General features: G+C 67.7%; 14 protein-coding genes. 9 read left to right on the forward strand and 5 right to left on the reverse strand.

Features of this window, described 5'->3' with window-relative positions; translation table 11 throughout:
* Positions 1 to 34: 34 nt before the first annotated feature.
* Both A5622_RS06655 and A5622_RS06660 read right to left on the reverse strand, forming a co-directional pair.
* Positions 35 to 1,438, reverse strand: coding sequence for a mechanosensitive ion channel family protein (locus A5622_RS06655; RefSeq protein ID WP_066877437.1), 1,404 nt, complete (start codon positions 1,436 to 1,438; stop codon positions 35 to 37).
* Positions 1,438 to 3,630 carry an adenylate/guanylate cyclase domain-containing protein gene (locus A5622_RS06660; protein ID WP_066867090.1) on the reverse strand — a complete coding sequence of 731 codons (2,193 nt, stop codon included), beginning with the start codon at positions 3,628 to 3,630 and terminating at the stop codon, positions 1,438 to 1,440. The genes A5622_RS06655 and A5622_RS06660 overlap by 1 nt, the downstream gene beginning before the upstream one ends.
* Positions 3,631 to 3,786: 156 nt before the next feature.
* Between A5622_RS06660 and A5622_RS06665 the strand changes: the two genes are divergently transcribed.
* Positions 3,787 to 4,665 (forward strand): ribokinase, encoded by an 879-nt coding sequence (locus A5622_RS06665; RefSeq protein ID WP_066877439.1) that lies wholly within the window; start codon positions 3,787 to 3,789, stop codon positions 4,663 to 4,665.
* On the opposite strand, the gene A5622_RS06670 is transcribed toward A5622_RS06665, so the two are convergent.
* Positions 4,662 to 5,474 carry a GntR family transcriptional regulator gene (locus A5622_RS06670; RefSeq protein WP_066877453.1) on the reverse strand — a complete coding sequence of 271 codons (813 nt, stop codon included), beginning with the start codon at positions 5,472 to 5,474 and terminating at the stop codon, positions 4,662 to 4,664. The genes A5622_RS06665 and A5622_RS06670 overlap by 4 nt on opposite strands.
* A gap of 90 nt (positions 5,475 to 5,564) precedes the next feature.
* On the opposite strand from A5622_RS06670, the gene A5622_RS06675 reads away from it, so the two are divergent.
* From A5622_RS06675 to A5622_RS06700, 6 genes are all read left to right on the forward strand, one after another.
* Positions 5,565 to 6,995 carry an MmgE/PrpD family protein gene (locus A5622_RS06675; protein ID WP_066867086.1) on the forward strand — a complete coding sequence of 477 codons (1,431 nt, stop codon included), beginning with the start codon at positions 5,565 to 5,567 and terminating at the stop codon, positions 6,993 to 6,995.
* Positions 6,996 to 7,005: 10 nt separating this feature from the next.
* A complete protein-coding gene (locus A5622_RS06680) occupies positions 7,006 to 7,893 on the forward strand; it encodes an oxaloacetate decarboxylase (protein WP_066867084.1) in 888 nt (295 codons plus the stop codon).
* Entirely contained in the window at positions 7,884 to 9,131 is a 1,248-nt protein-coding gene (locus A5622_RS06685) for an aconitase/3-isopropylmalate dehydratase large subunit family protein (RefSeq protein WP_066877441.1), read from the forward strand. Before A5622_RS06680 ends, A5622_RS06685 begins: the two co-directional genes overlap by 10 nt.
* Positions 9,128 to 9,688 (forward strand): 3-isopropylmalate dehydratase, encoded by a 561-nt coding sequence (locus A5622_RS06690; RefSeq protein ID WP_066877443.1) that lies wholly within the window; start codon positions 9,128 to 9,130, stop codon positions 9,686 to 9,688. Before A5622_RS06685 ends, A5622_RS06690 begins: the two co-directional genes overlap by 4 nt.
* A complete protein-coding gene (locus A5622_RS06695; protein WP_066877445.1) occupies positions 9,685 to 10,233 on the forward strand; it encodes a YbhB/YbcL family Raf kinase inhibitor-like protein in 549 nt (182 codons plus the stop codon). The genes A5622_RS06690 and A5622_RS06695 overlap by 4 nt, the downstream gene beginning before the upstream one ends.
* A gap of 117 nt (positions 10,234 to 10,350) precedes the next feature.
* Positions 10,351 to 10,758, forward strand: coding sequence for a hypothetical protein (locus A5622_RS06700; protein ID WP_066867075.1), 408 nt, complete (start codon positions 10,351 to 10,353; stop codon positions 10,756 to 10,758).
* 53 nt (positions 10,759 to 10,811) lie between these two features.
* Here A5622_RS06700 and A5622_RS06705 read toward each other — a convergent pair whose 3' ends face one another.
* Positions 10,812 to 12,854 (reverse strand): NAD(+) synthase, encoded by a 2,043-nt coding sequence (locus A5622_RS06705; RefSeq protein ID WP_066877447.1) that lies wholly within the window; start codon positions 12,852 to 12,854, stop codon positions 10,812 to 10,814.
* Between the two features lie 59 nt (positions 12,855 to 12,913).
* Between A5622_RS06705 and A5622_RS06710 the strand changes: the two genes are divergently transcribed.
* Positions 12,914 to 13,453, forward strand: a complete 540-nt coding sequence (locus A5622_RS06710; protein ID WP_066867070.1) for a cysteine hydrolase family protein — start codon at positions 12,914 to 12,916, stop codon at positions 13,451 to 13,453.
* A gap of 19 nt (positions 13,454 to 13,472) precedes the next feature.
* Positions 13,473 to 14,321, forward strand: coding sequence for an NAD-dependent protein deacetylase (locus tag A5622_RS06715; protein WP_066877455.1), 849 nt, complete (start codon positions 13,473 to 13,475; stop codon positions 14,319 to 14,321).
* Here A5622_RS06715 and A5622_RS06720 read toward each other — a convergent pair.
* A partial coding sequence (locus A5622_RS06720) for a cytochrome P450 (RefSeq protein ID WP_156752867.1) occupies positions 14,318 to 14,822 on the reverse strand: 505 nt, incomplete at its 5' end. The genes A5622_RS06715 and A5622_RS06720 overlap by 4 nt on opposite strands.

Below are 14,822 nucleotides of genomic sequence, written 5' to 3' on the forward strand. Positions count from 1 at the left end.
GCATCGCCCGGCACCGCCGCGCTCGCGATCGCCACTACCCGACCCGCTCACCGCGCCCGGCGCTGCGCACCTTGCTGCGCCGCTCCTCGATGATGTTGCCAAAGTTCTGCAGCAGCAGGGGCGCCCGCGTCACCAGGTGTTCGATGTGTTCCCGGTCGATTTCCAGCGCCGTCACCTCTTCCAGCGCGTACGCGCTGGCCAGATTCGGCTGCCGGGTCAGCGCCGTCAGCCCCAGGAACGACCCCTCGACCAGCGTGCTGATCGGCACCGTCGACCCGTCGTCGGCGGTCGCGGTCAGCTGCACCCGCCCGGCGACCAGGAACGTCATGGTGGTGGGCACCTGGCCGGCGTACTCCACCACCTCGTCGGCGCCGTATCGGACGATCCTCGCGGCGGACCGCAGCGATCGCTGCTCCTCGGCGCCGATCCGCAGCGCCGGCGCCACCACCGTGTGCAACGCATGCTCGACCCGTTCGATGGTGGAGAAGTCGTCGTCGGCGCCGTCGAGGTGCAGGTCCTCCCGTCGCGCGGCATACCAGGCCCAGCGCAGGAAGATCGCCTTGGCGGCGCCGGCGTCCGCCGGTGAATTCAACCCGATGGTCGTGCGGTACTCGCCCGCTCCCACCGGGACCGTCCGCGGCACGCTGCCGGCCTTGAGCTGAGGCAGCCCCTCAGCGATGCGCGACAGCAGCGCACACACCCGGTCCGGCGGGTCGACGGTGGAGAACGTGGTCGTCACCGCCAGCTTGTGGGTGCCGGGCGGGCGGCTCAGATTGGTGAACGCATTGCCGGCGAGCATCGCGTTCGGCATGACCCGAATCCCGCTGCCGGTATCGATGTGCACGGCGCGCCAGTTGACCTCGACCACCCGTCCGCGCGCGGTGCCGGTGTCCAGCCACTCGTCGATGCGGAAGGGCTGCTCGAACAGCATGAACAAGCCCGACACGATCTGGCCGACGGAGTTCTGCAACATCAGACCGATGACGACCGACGTGACGCCCAGCGCGGTGAAGATGCCGCCGATCCGCACACCCCAGATGTAGGACGACATCACCGCCAGGCCGACGCCGATCACCACCAACCGCGCGCAGTCCAGGAAGATGCCGGGTAGCCTTTTGCGCCAACTCTTTTCGGGCGCGCCTTCGAACATCGTGGCGTTGAGGCCGGACAGCACAAGGACGAGCACCAGCAGACCGAAAACCGTGGTGAGGACGCGCACCGGAACGTCGCCGGCGGGGACCTGGGAGGCCTGGACCAGCAGCAGCAACAGCGCACCGAGCGGCAGCAGGTAGTTGCGCAGCAGGCTCACCTGCCTGGCGAGCGGACTGTTCCTGCGCAGCAGCGCGTCGTGCAGCTCGGTGAGCGCGATCAACCCGAGTGGCAACCCGACCGCGATGCCGATCGCCCAATAGAACCACGACGAGTTGAACAGGTTCATCAGCGCTCCTGCAACCGGTAGATGGCCTGGTCGGTACCGCCGACGGAGATCGTGCCGGCGGGGGTGAACTGCCGAACATCTCGCATCGCCTCGTACACCTGCGAGCTGACATAGATGCCCGGTTGCGGTGCGCCGCTGTGCATTTGATAGGCCAGGCTGACCGCGCCGCCCCACATGTCATAGACCAGGCTGGACCGGCCGACCAGCCCGCTGACCACGTTGCCCGTGTTGACGCCGACACGCAGCCCCAGCTGGTGTGCCGCCTGGCTGTTGAACCGATCGATGATGCGACCGATTTCCAGGGCGAAGTCGACGGCGCGGTGGATGCTGTCCAGCCGGGGCGTGACCACCCCGCAACTGGCCAGATATCCGTTGTGGAACGTCCGAATCCGTTCGACACCAAGGGCTTCGGCCGCCGAATCGAATTGCCGGAAGAGATCGTTGACGGTCGCGACCAATTCGTCTTCCGGCACGTCGCTGGAAATCTCGTCGAGGCCGACGATGTCGGCGTAGATGACGGCCACGTCCTGATGTTTCTGGGCGATGGTCTCCTCGCCCTCGCGATAGCGCCGCAGCACCGACTCGGGCATCAGCGCCAGCAACAGGCGGTCGTTTTCCCGGCGTTGCTCGTTGAGCAGCTCTTCCTTGATGGCCAGGTTGCGGCTCATTTCGTTGAAAGCCGCTGTGAGATCCCCGATTTCGTCGCGGCGCCGGACGGGGATATTGATCTCGTAGTCACCCGAGCTGATCTTGCGGGTGCCTTCCTCGAGACGCCGGACCGGTCGCACCGCGGCCTGCGCGACGAACATCGAGGCCACACAGATGGCGAAGATCATCGCGGCGACCGCCACCACTAGCGTCTTGCTGAACCTGCCGAGGCGGGCGAACGCATCGGAGTTGTCGCGCGTCGCCAGGATCGACCAGTGCAGGTCGGAATTGGGGATACTCAGCGGCGCATAGGCTTCCAGCTCCCTGTTGCCGGTGTAGTCGGTGGCGCTGACCACCCCCGTCTCGCCGCGCTGGGCCGCGCGCAGCCCGGCCGTGTCGACCGGCTGCACCAGGGTGGTGCTGCCCAGCCGGAGCGCTCGGTCCACCACATCGGGTGGCGTGCCGGCGTCGATCGCCTGGCGCCGATAGCCCTTCGGGTCCTCGATGAAATCCCGCGAATCGGAACGCATCAGGTCGTCGGGGCCCGCCAGATAGGTCTCGGTCGCCGGCCCCATTCCGGCGGCGTCCCAGCGTTTGTCGGCGGTCATGATCTTGTTGATCTTCGCGACCGGAACCGGCAGCGCCATCACGCCTTCGAATTTGCCGTTCATGCCGACCGGTGACACCACCCACGCCGTGGGGGTGTCCAGGTGCGGCTGGTACTGCTGAAAGTCGGTGATCCAGACGAAGTCGAGGTCGTTGGACGCCAAGGCCTTTTGGTATGCCTCCCGCAGCTTGGATTCGCGATAGGGGCCCGTGAGGATGTTGGTGCCCAGATCGGGCCCCTTCATCACGCTGTAGACGACATTTCCCTGCATGTCGAGCAGCAGCGCGTCCTGATAGTCGAATCGGGTCACGATGCCGCGCATGTAGAAGTCGAAGCGGGCGTTGGCCGCCGACCATGCGCTGCCGTCACCGGCGTCCTGGACGGGCAGGCCGTCGGGGCCCGGCCGGGGGGCGGCGGTGTAGTAAGCCTGAATGTATTTCTGCGCGTTGGAACTTGGCAGGACCGCCCTGATGTCAATGGTGTCCCCGGTGATCTGCTTGATCGGTTTGATCATGTCGTCGTCGTAATAGTTGACCAGCGACTGTTGTTGCACGGGCGTGATCGTGGCGTTGCCCAGCTGACCGAATCCGGTGGTCAGCGTCGTCATCGCCTCGTTGACGCTGAAGCCGCCGCTGTAGACGATCAGCGAATTCGAGACCTCCCGGAACAGCGCCTGTACGGCCCGCTTCTGCGACTCGCGCAACTCGATCAACCGTTCCGATTCGACTTGGCGCAACGCGTTACGGCCGGACACGGCGCCGATGAGGCCGATCACCGCCACACCCAAAATGCTCGACAGCAGCATCGTGATCAAGATCTTGGACTGGATACCGAACCGGAAGCGGGCCAGGGCGCGCTGCCGCACGCGCTTTGCGGCCGGTTGGGCCGGACCGGTATCGGTATGGGGTTCGGCGTCCGTCAGCTCGCTCGTGGTCAATCGCCTGCCCTTTTCTCGTTCGATCCTGCACCCCTAACGCAGCAGAATATCGCGCGGACATCGAGATATTCGGCGTTTGCCAGGACGCGATTCGGCGTCGAAAGTGCCGGTCGCCCCGGTGTGCTTTGGCATCCCGGTCCGACTAACGTCGGCGGCATGACACGCGTTTGTGTAGTGGGCAGCGTGAATCTCGATCTGTCGTTGGGCGTGGACGCCCTTCCACGGCCTGGCGAAACGGTTTTGGCGTCGTCGTTGACGCACACCCCCGGCGGCAAGGGGGGCAATCAGGCGGTGGCGGCGGCGCGCGCGGGCGCGACGGTGCAGTTCGTCGGAGCGCTCGGCGATGACGCGGCCGCGGGCCGACTGCGCTCGCACCTCGAGGCCAATGGCGTCAGGCTCGACGGGGCCGTCGAAATCCCCGGACCCAGCGGCACGGCCATCGTGGTGGTCGACGCCAACGCCGAGAACACGATCGTGGTGGCGGCGGGCGCCAACGGCCGCTTCACGCTCAGCGACGAGCGTGCCCGCTCGGTCGTCGGCGACTGCGATGTGATGTTGACCCAGCTCGAGATTCCGGTGCCCACGGCCGTCGCGGCCGCGCACCACGCGCGCTCGGCCGGAGCGGTCGTCGTCGTGAACGCTTCGCCGGCCGGCCAGGATCCCGGCTCGTTGGGCGACTTGGCGGCCGCGGCGGACGTGGTGATCACCAACGAAGAGGAGGCCGACGAATGGCCCTGGCGCCCAGAACATTTGGTCGTGACGCTGGGCGCGCACGGCGCCCGTTACGTTGGCGCGGACGGCGAATACACGGTACCGGCCCCGACGGTGGCCGCGGTGGACACCGCCGGAGCCGGTGACGTGTTCGCCGGCGTCCTGGCCGCGAATTGGCCACCCAACCCCGGCTCGGTGGATCAGCGGCGACTGGCGTTGCAGCGAGCCTGCGCAGCGGGTGCGCTGGCGACCCTTGTCGCCGGCGCCGGTGATTGCGCGCCGGACGCCCAGGCGATCGACAAGGCGCTGCGGGGCGCGTCCTAGCCGCTGCGCCCGCCGACATCGTGGGCGATTCGCAGGCCGTCGCCGGTTTCGAGCTCGTCGGCGGACTGGCTGAGCAGCACACGACTTCGGCTCGGCGACAGTAGGCCCGACAGGTAGTGATGCGGTGCGTCGGCCGCGTACACGAGGCGGTTGACCCGCAACACGGCGGCGCCGATCGGCATGTCGAGCAGGTGCGCGTTGCGCGGACCCGCGATTTCGGCCGTGATCTCGTGCCGCACCCGGTTCACCGTGACTGCATTGTCGGTCAACAGCTCGTAGAGCGGCGCGCGCCGCAACGCCGCCTCGGTCAGCACCGGGGCCAACTCCGGGGGCAGCCAAGCGTCGGTCACCAGCAACGGCTCACCGGTCCTGCGTTGCCGCCGCACCCGCACGATGTGCAGCAGATCGCCGCCGCGCCGCAGGGTTTCGGCGACCACCCGTGGGGGCGGCCGGGTGCCCAGTTCGACGACCTCGACCTCGGTTTCGAATTGGGTCTGACGCAGTTCTTGCAGGTATGAGCGACCGGTGGGCACGTCGGCCGGATCATGTTGGCGCACAAAAGAACCCACACCCTGCCTGCGCTCGATGTAACCCTGTTCGGCAAGGTCGGCCAGCGCGCGGCGCACGGTGATGCGGGAGACCCCGAACTGATCGCACAGCGTCTGCTCGGTAGGCAACGCCTCGCCGGGGGCGATGACCCCGCGGTCGATCTCGTCGTGCAGCACCAGGAACAGCTGCCGGTGCAACGGCACACCGGCGGCCGCGGACACCGGGCCGGCCTTGTCGCTGCGCTCCTGCACGGTGCCCAATGCTTCCACACCGCCTCCCTTGCGCGACCGCATTAGTTGTTATAAACATATAACAACTACTCAGACGTCTACCAGCCCGAGGGGGTCGCGATGACCGCGGTGCAGCAGCGGGCCGCCACCGATCCGGCCGGACCGACCGGGCGCCTGGCCACCTGGGTCGCCGATCTCACGCTCGACGACGTCCCGCCCACCGTCGTCGAGCGCGCCAAACACCTCCTGCTCGACGGCGTCGGCTGCGCCCTGGTGGGCGCCCAATTACCGTGGTCGCGCGTCGCCACCGACGCCGTGCTGGGTCTGGAGGGATCCGGCGACAGCGTCGTGATCGGCACCGGACAGCGGACCAGCGCGCCCGCGGCCGCGGTGCTCAACGGCACGTTCATCCAGGGTTTCGAACTCGACGATTTCCATCCGCTGGCCCCGCTGCACAGCTGCTCGCTGCTCATCCCGGCGCTGCTGTCGACGGCGTCGACACGCCCGGTGCCGACGACCGGGGCCGACCTGGCACTGGCGGCCATCGTCGGGTTCGAGGTGGGTCCGCGCGTCGGCTACACCCTGCACGGCACCCAAATGCTGGACCGCGGATGGCATTCGGGACCCGTCTTCGGCACCCATTCGGCGGCAATGGCGTCCGGCAAATTGCGCGGCCTGCCACCGGCGCAGCTGGAGGACGCCCTGGGTTTGGCCGCAACCCAGTCGGCGGGTTTGATGGCCGCTCAATACGAAGCGATGAGCAAACGCATGCACCACGGCCTGGCCGCCCGCAACGGCTTCTACGCTGCGGGTCTGGCGGCCGGCGGTTACACCGGAATCAAGCGGGTGTTCGAGCGCGAATACGGCGGCTTCCTCAGCGTTTTCGGTGAGGGCCACAACCCGGATGCCGCGGCGCTGACCGGCGAGCTCGGCCAGCGCTGGGAGACCACCGTCATCATGGTCAAATCCTATGCGGCGATGGGTGGGCTGCACGGCGCCATCGACGCCGCCCGGGAATTGCGGAATTCGATTGCACCGGAAGATATCTCGTCGGTCGACATCACCGTCGGGGAGACCGTGTACAAGCATGGGTGGTGGCAGCCGCAGCGCCCGCTCCCCCCGATCGGGGCCCAGATGAACATCGGATACGCCACCGCGGCCGCGCTGCTCGACGGCAACGTGCTGCCCGAACAGTTCACCCCCGCGCGCCTTGATGCCGACGACATCTGGTCACTGATCGCGGCCACCACGGTGCACCTCGACGAATCGCTGGCCGACGCCGGCATCACCGAGAAGTTCCGCACCGACCTCGCGGTGACCACCCGGGATGGAACCGTGCGCCGCGCGCGCGTCGCCCTGCCGCACGGCGCGCCCGACGATCCGGTCACCAACGACGAACTGGTGGCCAAGTTCCACGCCCTGGCCGACCGGGTCACCAGTCGCGGCCGCGCCGCGGCGATCGAGCGCGCGGTGACCGGGCTCGACGACCTGACCGACATCAACGACCTCATCGATGTGCTCGCCGGCCCCGTCGCGGGCGCACTGGACTGAAAGGACTCAGATGGCGACAACACCGGCCCGCTCTCGGCTCAAAGAATTGTTGAACAAGCGCGAATTGATCGTCGCGCCGGGCGTTTTCGACGGAATATCGGCACACCTGACCAGACGGACCGGACACGTCGCGGCATATCTGACCGGCGCCGGTGTGGCCGCGTCGGGATTCGGACTGCCCGACATCGGCCTGGTCACCGCGACGGAAATGGCCGATCGGGTCGCGATGGTCACCGACGCCCTGGGCGACGTGCCCCTGATCGCCGACGCCGATACCGGCTATGGCGGACCCATGAACGTGGTGCGCACCGTCCGTTCCTACGACGCGGCCGGGGTGGCCGCCATCCAGTTGGAGGACCAGGTATTTCCCAAACGCTGCGGGCACCTGCCGGACAAGCAGGTCGTCGACGCGACGGTGTTCGAACGGACGCTGGCGGCCGCACTGGATGCCAGATCCGACGACAACCTGCTGGTGGTGGCCCGCACCGACGCGCGCGGCCCACTCGGGCTGGACGCCGCGATCGAGCGCGCCAACCGGTACGCACAAGCCGGGGCCGACATCATTTTCGTCGAGGCGCCGCAGGACGTCGGCGAAATCGAGCGCATCGCAGCCGAAGTGGACGCCCCCCTGCTGATCAACCTGGTGCTCGGCGGCCTCACACCGTTGCAGTCGGCGTCGCGCCTGCAGGAGTTGGGTTACGCGATCGCCATCCATCCGAGCAATCTGTTGATGCAGACGACGTTCGCCATGCTGCAGAGCCTGTGCGAACTCAACGGCACCGACCTCGCCACCCAGCTGCCGAGCTCCCCGGAAGACTTCTTCAACCTGGTGGGCATGGCGCAATGGCGGGCGCTCGACGACAAGTACGCACAGATCGGGGACCGCTCATGGGCATGACCGTCATCGAAAAGATCTTCGCCCGCAAGGCCGGGTTGGACTCGGTGGCCCCGGGTGACACCGTCGTGGTCGACGTGGACATGACCGTCCTGATCGACCTGCAGTTCGGCACCATGTGGATACAGCCCAACCGAATTCACGATCCCGACAAGCTCGCGGTGATCATGGATCACGCCGTGCCCGCCCCGACCATCAAGGACGCCGAGGGCGGTCAGCACGCCCGCAGCTTCGTCGCCGACTTCGGCATCGAGCGCTTCTACGACGTCGGCCGCCACGGCATCTGCCATCAGGTGATCGCCGAGAACGGCTTGGCGCGCCCGGGAGAACTGTTGGCCTGCACCGACTCTCATACCTGCGCGGCCGGCGCGTACAACACCGCCGCCCGTGGCCTGGGTCCCGCCGAGATCTATTCGATCATGTGCACCGGCTCCACGTGGTTCCAGGTCGCGCCGACGATCCGCTACGAATTCGACGGCGCCAAGCCGGACGTGGTGAGCGGCAAGGACATCTTCCTGCACATCGCCAACGAGTACGGCGATGCGCCCAATCAGAACCTCGAATTCGGCGGGCCCGGCCTGGCCGGCATCCCGATGCACGACCGGCGGACCATCGCGACGCAGGGCGCCGAGGTGTCGGCCGATTTCAGCACATTCGAGCCCGACGACGTGTTGGCGTCGTTCCTCGCCGAACGCGGCGTCACCGGATTCGAGGCCGTCTCACCGGATTCCGATGCCGCCTATCAGGACGTGCGGCGAGTGGACCTGGCGGCGCTGGAACCGTACGTGGCGCGGCCGGGCACCGTCAGCCGCAACGGATCGCCGGTATCACGATTGGGCAGACAGAAAATCGATCAGGCCTTCATCGGTTCCTGCGCCAACGGACAACTCGAGGACCTGCAGATCGCCGCGCAGGTGTTGCGCGGCAAGACCGTTGCGCCGGGCGTGCGGCTGCTGATCACGCCCGCGTCCCAGGCCGTGTACCGCGAGGCCATGCGTCGCGGCTACCTTCAGGACCTCGCCGACGCCGGCGCCGTCGTCACCAACTCCACCTGCGGCGCCTGCTTCGGCTACCACATGGGTGTGGTGGGGCCCGGCGAGGTCTGCATCACGGCCAGCACCCGTAACTTCACCGGGCGCATGGGCAGCAACGAGGCCGAAATCTTCATGGCCTCCCCGGCCACCGTCGCCGCATCCGCGGTCACCGGCTACATCAGCGACCCGAGGAGTGTGACCGCATGACACTGCGCTTCAGCGGCAAGGTATGGGTGTTCGGCGACAACCTGAACACCGACGCCATGTATCCGGCGTTCGCCATGAAGATGGATCCGGCCGAGGCCGCCAAGCACATCTTCTACGAGGTGCGGCCCGGCTGGACCGACGACGTCTCCCCCGGCGATATCGTGTTGGCCGGCAAGAACTTCGGGCTCGGCTCGTCACGCCCGGTGGCGGCGCTGTTCGTCGAACTCGGCGTCGCCGGCCTGGTCGCCGAGGAATTCAACTCGCTGTTCTTCCGCAACGCCGTGAACTCCGGGCTGCCGGCGATCACCGTCCCCGAGGCCACCTCGGCGTTCAGCGACGGCGACACCGGAACCTTCGACCTCGGCGACGGCAGCTGGCGCAACGACACCACCGGGGCCGCGGGCACCGTCGCGCGCCTGCCCGACCTGATCCTCGACATCATCGAGAGCGGCGGTGTGCTGCCCCGGCTCGCCCGGCAGGGCTACCTGCCTACCGAAATGGGCGACCTGCTGCGCTCACCCGCGGTGGCGATGCGCGGCGCGGGCAGCGGCGCGTGATCGAGCGTCTGGGCCGGGCGTTGCGCGGGGTGCGCGCGGGTGCCCGCCGAAGCCCGCTCGCCGGCGGCGCGTTCGAGGCGCCCACGACCATCGCCGTAACCAGCACCGCGTTCAGCGACGGGGGCGCCATGCCGGCGTCCAGCGCCGGCAAGGGCGTCGGCGACAACGCCTCCCCGCCGTTGCGCTGGGACGCGCTGCCGGGCCGCACCCGCCAGGTCGTGCTCGTCATGGACGACGTCGACGTCCCGCTGCCCCGGCCCCTGTTGCACACCGTCGCGGTGATCGACCCGAGCGTCGGCGGCGTGGCCGCGGGTGCGCTGCAGCCGGGATGCCCGGGAATCCGCTTCCCGCGGGCCGACCTGGGTCACCGCGGCTATGCCGGGCCACGGCCGATCCCCGGCCATGGGCCACACCACTACCGCTTTCAGGTATTCGCGCTCGATGTCACCATTCCGGACGCCGTGACCAACGCCAAGGGGCTGCTGGCCGCGATGCGCGGTCACGTGCTGGCGCGGGGCACGCTGACCGGAACCTACGAGCGCTAGCCACCGATCGCCCCGCTGACCTGCGGTTGGCAGTGTTTGGCAGCGCCCGGCGTCGATCTGGCAGTGGGCTGGGAGCAGCGTCGGTAGCGATCGCAGTCCGCCAGAGAAAGGAACATCATGTCCGCTATCACGCTTGACCGCACCGGTACCCGGGACGGCTTGCTTCGGCTCGCCATGCGCGCCGACGCCGCCATCAGCGGGCTGGTCGGGCTGGCCGGTCTGCCGTTTGCCGGCTGGCTCGCCGACCTCTCGGGCACCACGAAGGCGTTCGAGTACGCCATGGCCGCGTTCTTGATCGCGTACGGCGTGGTGGTGTTCGGGCTGGCCAGCCTGCCATCGGTGCGGCGCGCCGGCATGGGCGTCATCATCGCCAACGTGGCATACACGGTGGCCGCGATCGTTCTGGTGCTCGCGGACGTCTTTCCGTTGACGTCGGCCGGCGTCGTGTTGAACCTGGCGGCCGGCGCTTACACGCTGGTGTTCGCCGAAGTGCAGTACCAGGGGTGGCGGCGCGCCAAGGCGTGAGCGCGAATGCTCGCAGGCCCGCTCGGTGATCCGGGCGGGCCCGTGCGCGCAGGCTAGTCCTTGGGGATTTCGCGTTCGATCTCGTCGAGCCAGATGCGCGCGGACATGTCGGACGGCGCGCGCCAATCCCCCCGCGGCGACAGCGAACCCCCGTGCGACACCTTGGGCCCGTTCGGCAGCGCCGAGCGCTTGAACTGGCTGAACGAATAGAACCGCTGCACGAAGACCTGCAGCCAGTGCCGGATCTCCTTGAGCGTGTAGGACGGCCGCTTGTCCTCGGGGAAGCCGGGGGGCCAGATGCCGTGGTCGGGATCGCTCCAGGCGTGCCAGGCCAAAAAGGCGATCTTGGACGGCCGGAATCCGAAGCGAAGCACATGGAACAATGAAAAGTCCTGCAGCGCAAATGGACCCACTTTTGCTTCGCTGCTCTGCAGCTCTTCTTCCTCGCCGCTGGGCACCAGCTCCGGGGTGATCTCGGTGTCGAGCACCGACTGCAGCACCTCGCTGACCTCCGGTTCGAACTGCTCCGACGAGATGACCCAGCGGATCAGGTGCTGGACCAGTGTTTTGGGCACGCCGGCGTTGACGTTGTAGTGCGACATCTGGTCGCCCACCCCGTAGGTCGACCAGCCCAGTCCCAACTCGGACAGGTCACCGGTGCCCAGCACGATGCCGCCACGCTGGTTGGCCAACCGGAACAGGTAGTCGGTGCGCAAACCGGCCTGGACGTTTTCGAAGGTGACGTCGTACACCTTTTCGCCGCGCGCGAACGGGTGATCCATCTCCTTGAGCATCAGTTCCGCGCTCTGGCGAATGTCGATCTCCGCGAACGTCACACCCAGCGTGCGGCACAGCTCGGACGCGTTGCGTTTGGTGCGGTCCCCGGTGGCGAAGCCAGGCAGCGTGAACGCCAAAATGTCGCTGCGCGGCCGTTGTTCGCGATCCATGGCGCGGGCGGCCACGATCAGGGCGTGCGTCGAGTCCAGCCCACCGGAGATCCCGATGACCACCTTCGGGAAATCCAGCGCGCGCAGGCGCTGTTCGAGGCCGGCGACCTGGATGTTGTAGCCCTCGAAGCAATCCTGTTCCAGCCGTTGCGGATCGGCGGGGACGAAGGGGAAGCGCTCGATTTCGCGGCGCAGGCCGATGTCCCCGCCGGGTGGGTCCAACCGAAACTCGATGTGCCGATAGGAGTCCGTCGTCGTCCGGTGGTGGCGCCGGTTGTCATCGAAGGTGCCCATCCGCAGCCGCTCCGAGCGGAGCAGTTCGACGTCGACGTCGGCGATGCTGCGCCGCTCCCCCTTGGGAAAGCGCTCGGAGGAGGCCAGCATCACGCCGTTTTCGAACACCATGGTTTGGCCGTCCCAGGCCAGATCCGTCGTCGATTCGCCTTCTCCGGCAGCCGAATACACGTAGGCGGCCAGGCAACGCGACGAGGCCGACCGGGCCAGCAGGCAGCGGTCCTCGGCGCGCCCGATCGTGATCGGGCTGCCGGACAGGTTGGCCAGCACCGTCGCACCCGCCAGCGCGGCCTCGGCGCTCGGCGGAATCGGCACGAACATGTCCTCGCAAATCTCCACGTGCAGCACGAAGCCGGGCACGTCGGAAGCCGTGAAGAGCAGGTCGGGACCGAACGGCGCCTCGACGCCGGCCAGCCGGATGGTGCCACGCTCGTCATCGCCGGGTGCGATCTGGCGGCGCTCGTAGAACTCCCGATAGGTGGGCAGGTACGACTTCGGGGCCACCCCCAGCACCGCGCCGCGATGGATCACCACCGCGGCGTTGTAGATCCGGTGCCGATGACGCAGCGGGGCACCGACGACCAACACCGGCAGCAGCTCGGCCGACGCCGCGACGATCTCCTCGATGGCCGTCTCGACGTCGTCGAGCAGCAGGTCTTGCAGCAGGATGTCTTCGATGGAATAGCCGGACAGGGTCAGCTCCGGGAACACGGCCAGCGCGACGGCGTCGTCGTGGCACTCCTGCGCCATCCGCAGGACCGTCTCGGCGTTGGCGGCCGGGTCACCGATGGCGGTGTGGTGGGTGCATGCGGCGACGCGGACGAACCCCTGGCTGTAAGCGTTGTAAAAGTCCATCGCCCTTCCATTGTCGTCGCTGGCGTGTCAACTCGCCGCGGCCGGGTATCCCCGACGACATGAGCGACACTGCTGTCCTGGTAGTCGACATGTTGAACACGTATCAGCATCCCGACGCTGAAAATTTAATACCCAATGTCGAGAAGATCATCGAGCCTTTGACCGATTTGGTCCGCCGGGCCCGTGAAACCGACGACGTCGACTTGGTGTACATCAACGACAACTACGGCGATTTCACCGCCCAGTTCTCCGATATCGTCCGGTCCGCATGCGACGGGGCCAGGCCCGATCTGGTGAAGCCGATCCTGCCGGCCGACGAGTGCCGCGTGATGACCAAGGTGCGGCACAGCGCTTTCTACGCGTCACCCCTGGACTACTTGCTCAACCGGCTGGAGACCAAGCGGGTGATCCTGACCGGCCAGGTCACCGAGCAGTGCATTCTCTACACCGCGCTGGACGCCTACGTGCGCCATTTCCCCGTCGTTATCCCCACCGACGCCGTCGCCGGGATCGACAACGAACTGTGTGAGGCCGCCCTGAAGATGATGGAGCAGAACATGTCCGCCGAGCTCACGACGGCCGCGGACTGCCTGGGCTGAGCCTCGTACTCTGGGTGTGGTGACCGTCGGCTGCGCAGAATCCCCGGAACTGGTCACGCTGTTGGCAGGGCGCCGGATCGCGGTGCTGACGGGCGCGGGCCTGTCCACCGATTCGGGCATCCCCGATTACCGCGGGCCCGATTCGCCGCCGAGCAACCCGATGACCATCCGCCAGTTCACCAGCGATCCGGCGTTTCGGCAGCGGTATTGGGCGCGCAACCACGTCGGATGGCGCCACATGGCCGACACGCTGCCCAACGCGGGCCACCGGGCGCTGGCCGCGCTCGAGGCCGCGTCGGTGGTCACCGGCGTGATCACCCAGAACGTCGACCTGCTGCACTCCAAGGCGGGCAGCCGAAACGTCATCAACCTGCACGGCACCTACGCGCGGGTGATCTGCCTGAGCTGCGGCTCCACCATGGCCCGCGCCGCGCTGGCCGACCGGCTGGAAGAGCTCAACCCCGGATTCATCGAGCGCGCCGAGGCCATCGGTGGGCTGGCGGTGGCGCCCGACGCCGACGCCGTCGTCGCGGACACCGCGTCGTTCCGGTATCTGGATTGCGAGCGCTGCGGCGGCATGCTCAAGCCCGACATCGTCTACTTCGGCGAAAGCGTCCCCAAAGACGTTGTGGCCCAAGCGTATAGGTTGGTCGAGGCGGCGGATGCGCTGCTGGTCGCCGGTTCGTCGCTGACCGTGTTCTCCGGCTACCGGTTTGTGCGTCACGCCGCCGCGCTGGGCATCCCGGTGGCCATCGTCAACCGTGGCGGTACCCGCGGCGACGATCTGGCCAGCGTCAAGGTCGATGGCGGCTGCTCTGAGTTGCTGGCCCTGCTCGCCGACGAGTTAGCGCCCCTGGCAACGCATTAGAAGGTGCACGGCATGCTGCGGATGGCGTGCACGAAGTTGCCCGCCAGGTAGGACGGCTCGCCCGCCGCGATGTCGGGCAGTTGACGGAACAGCTCGCCGAAGATGGCGCGCAGCTGCGCGCGCGCGACGTGGGCACCGAGGCAGAAGTGCAGCCCGCCACCGCCGAAGCCGACGTGGGGGTTGGGGTCGCGGCTCAGGTTCAAGCGCTCCGGGTGGTCGAACGCCTCGGTGTCCCAGTTGCCGGACGGGTAGAACATGACCACCTTCTCCCCCGCCCGGATGGCCTGACCGCCCAGCTCGATATCCGTTGCGGCGGTGCGGCGGAAGGTCATCACCGGCGTCGCCCACCGGATGAACTCCTCGATGGCCGTGCCGATTCGGTTGTCGAAATCCTCGAGCAGCCATGCCTTCTCGCGGGGAAAATCGGTGAGCGCCCGCAGGGTATGACTGATGGTCTGACGGGTGGTGTCGTTGCCCGCCACCGACAGCAGGACGAAGAAC

Origin of the sequence: Mycobacterium sp. 1245801.1, assembly GCF_001673055.1 — a bacterium.
GTDB classification, from domain to species: domain Bacteria; phylum Actinomycetota; class Actinomycetes; order Mycobacteriales; family Mycobacteriaceae; genus Mycobacterium; species Mycobacterium europaeum_A.

Coding starts and splice junctions, on each gene's coding strand:
- A5622_RS06655 (WP_066877437.1), bottom strand. CDS start 1,438: ATGAACCTGTTCAACTCGTCGTGGTTCTATTGGGCGATCGGCATCGCG.
- A5622_RS06665 (WP_066877439.1), top strand. CDS start 3,787: ATGACACGCGTTTGTGTAGTGGGCAGCGTGAATCTCGATCTGTCGTTG.
- A5622_RS06675 (WP_066867086.1), top strand. CDS start 5,565: ATGACCGCGGTGCAGCAGCGGGCCGCCACCGATCCGGCCGGACCGACC.
- A5622_RS06680 (WP_066867084.1), top strand. CDS start 7,006: ATGGCGACAACACCGGCCCGCTCTCGGCTCAAAGAATTGTTGAACAAG.
- A5622_RS06685 (WP_066877441.1), top strand. CDS start 7,884: ATGGGCATGACCGTCATCGAAAAGATCTTCGCCCGCAAGGCCGGGTTG.
- A5622_RS06690 (WP_066877443.1), top strand. CDS start 9,128: ATGACACTGCGCTTCAGCGGCAAGGTATGGGTGTTCGGCGACAACCTG.
- A5622_RS06700 (WP_066867075.1), top strand. CDS start 10,351: ATGTCCGCTATCACGCTTGACCGCACCGGTACCCGGGACGGCTTGCTT.
- A5622_RS06705 (WP_066877447.1), bottom strand. CDS start 12,854: ATGGACTTTTACAACGCTTACAGCCAGGGGTTCGTCCGCGTCGCCGCA.
- A5622_RS06710 (WP_066867070.1), top strand. CDS start 12,914: ATGAGCGACACTGCTGTCCTGGTAGTCGACATGTTGAACACGTATCAG.